At 54.4% G+C, this 2,152-nt stretch carries 1 protein-coding gene, 1 tRNA gene and 1 pseudogene; 2 read left to right on the top strand and 1 reads right to left on the bottom strand.

What is annotated here, in order from left to right:
• Positions 1-579 precede the first annotated feature (579 nt).
• Positions 580-762, top strand: a pseudogene (locus tag V7660_RS17115) (IS3 family transposase); the annotation flags it as partial.
• Between the two features lie 52 nt (positions 763-814).
• The gene (locus tag V7660_RS17110) at positions 815-1,747 is read left to right on the top strand and encodes a glutathione S-transferase family protein (RefSeq protein WP_335604266.1); all 933 of its coding nucleotides are present in this window, start codon (positions 815-817) and stop codon (positions 1,745-1,747) included.
• A gap of 303 nt (positions 1,748-2,050) precedes the next feature.
• Here the strand turns inward: V7660_RS17110 and V7660_RS17105 are convergent.
• Positions 2,051-2,127 (bottom strand) — tRNA-Met (locus V7660_RS17105).
• Between the last annotated feature and the right edge of the window lie 25 nt (positions 2,128-2,152).

Raw genomic sequence — 2,152 nt, 5'->3', positions numbered from 1 at the left:
CAGACAACGATTTTTCCCGCTATTGCTACCGGGGAGAACCGTTGTTTACTAATTTTGACGACCAGAACAGTGGGGCCCGTCTGAGCCGCGTCGTCCTGATGAAACGTCCTCTAGATGGGTGAAGTGATTCGGTCAACAGTGCTGACTCAAAATAATGACTCTTATTTTTCCGCCTGTGTCTTGAGGCCAGCACATTTGACAAGACTGTACAAAAATAGCCAAAAACAGCAGATAATCCAGCACCTGCTTATCGGCCCGCACAGGTCGAGGGCAAAGCAGACGGAACGGAAACCGATCACACCGGCCCAACAAACCCGGACAGGCCCTGCCCTATATCGCGATCTGGACATCGCGAATCTCCATTCACACCGGGAATCACGATCAAGACGCGACCGGCCAAAAGAGTCTGGCAAGACAGGGATAGCCCGTCAGGAATGTCAGACACGGCTTATCCATGGCGCCGACACAACAGAAAAGGCGCCGGCGGGCCAGACTGTTCACCCTCAGCACCTGCGGAACAGATTTGACGTTGTAGGTTAAGGAGAATGTAGGTCTCGTTGTAGTGACGGAGGAGCGAAGATGAGACCTAAATCCTCAAAACCCAAAGCGAGTGCTGAACGGTTAGTAAATGACATCCGCCGCGCCACGCTTCGACACTTCTCAGCTAAAGACAAGATTAGGATCATGCTGGAAGGCCTGCGCGGAGATGATAGCATCGCTGAGCTGTACCGGAAGGAACGTATCGCGCAGAGTCAGTATTACACTCGCTGTGCGGGACCAAGTTGACCGCTTCGGTTAAATCCTTCATCGATTGGTGGTAATTCCGGAAAGGTCGACGATGCCTGACATTCTTTTTCATCAATATGATAGTTCGCCATTTTCGGAGAAAGTGCGCGTTTGCCTTGGCATCAAGAAGCTGGCCTGGGCTGCTGTCGATCAACCGGTCATCATGCCCAAGCCTGAACTTGTGGCCCTGACGGGCGGATATCGCCGTATTCCGGTCATGCAGATCGGCGCAGACATTTACTGTGACAGCCAGCTAATCGTCCGGGAACTTGAACGACGCTTTCCTGAACCAACGTTGTTTCCGCAGGGCGACCACGGCCTGGCCCATGCCATTGCGATGTGGTCTGACCGCGCGGTATTCCAAGCAGCGGTCGCGATTATCTTCGGAGGGCTCGGCGACAAAGTCCCGGCTGCTTTTATAAACGACCGCGCCGCCCTTTCCGGCCGTCCGTTTAACCCCGCCGCCATGCAGGCGGCTGTCCCTCACATGGAAGCACAGTCGCGAGCACATGTCGCTTTGCTGTCCGATCAGCTTGCGGATGGGCGCAGGTTTCTGACTGGTGACCGCGCCGGACTGGTTGATGCGAATGGTTATTACAACTTGTGGTTCATCCACTCTGCCTTTCCAACAGCGGCAAGCCTGTTCGAGAGCATAGCTCACGTGCCTGAATGGTTGGAGAGGGTAAAGGCGATTGGTCATGGCAAGCGGTCCGCAGTGAGCCGCGAGGACGCACTCGATATTGCGCGGACCACCGAGCCGATGGCAGGCACGGTTGCGCCCCGGGACGCCGAGCTCGAAGGCAAGCGGGTGACTGTCGCCGCCGACGACTATGGGCGCGACGCGGTCGATGGATTGCTCGTGGGCTCATCCGAACATCATGTTTCGATCAGCCGCGAAGATCCCCAGGCCGGCCAGGTCGTTGTTCATTTCCCGCGCATAGGATTTTCCGTGCAGAATTGACGCAATTCCGCAATGTCGCTGTAAAGAATTTGAGCGAAGGGAGAGAGCTAGTGCTGCTGCACCAGTGGAAGGATGCCGTTTATTTTATACCGGTAAAACTTGAAAACCAGAAAATATCGGGCGCAAATGCTAGGTTTTAAAAACAATCGATCAGTCAGTATGGTCTTTGGACTTCCAGACCGAGACAAACAAACCCTTGCTATTGCTCTTAAATACGCTGCTCTACGCCGCAGCCTGCTTACTATATGCTTACAGCTCGAACGCAAAAAAGGCCCCGCTGTGTGTAGCGGGGCCTATTTTATTTGGTTGCGGGAGTAGGATTTGAACCTACGACCTTCAGGTTATGAGCCTGACGAGCTACCGGACTGCTCCATCCCGCGCCAACATTTGCGGACTGCCTTTTGG

The sequence above is a fragment of the Hyphomonas sp. genome (assembly GCF_036964145.1).
Taxonomy (GTDB): Bacteria; Pseudomonadota; Alphaproteobacteria; order Caulobacterales; family Hyphomonadaceae; genus Hyphomonas.
The sequence above is the reverse complement of the archived record's forward strand: the minus strand, read 5'-3'. Positions and strand labels throughout refer to the sequence as shown.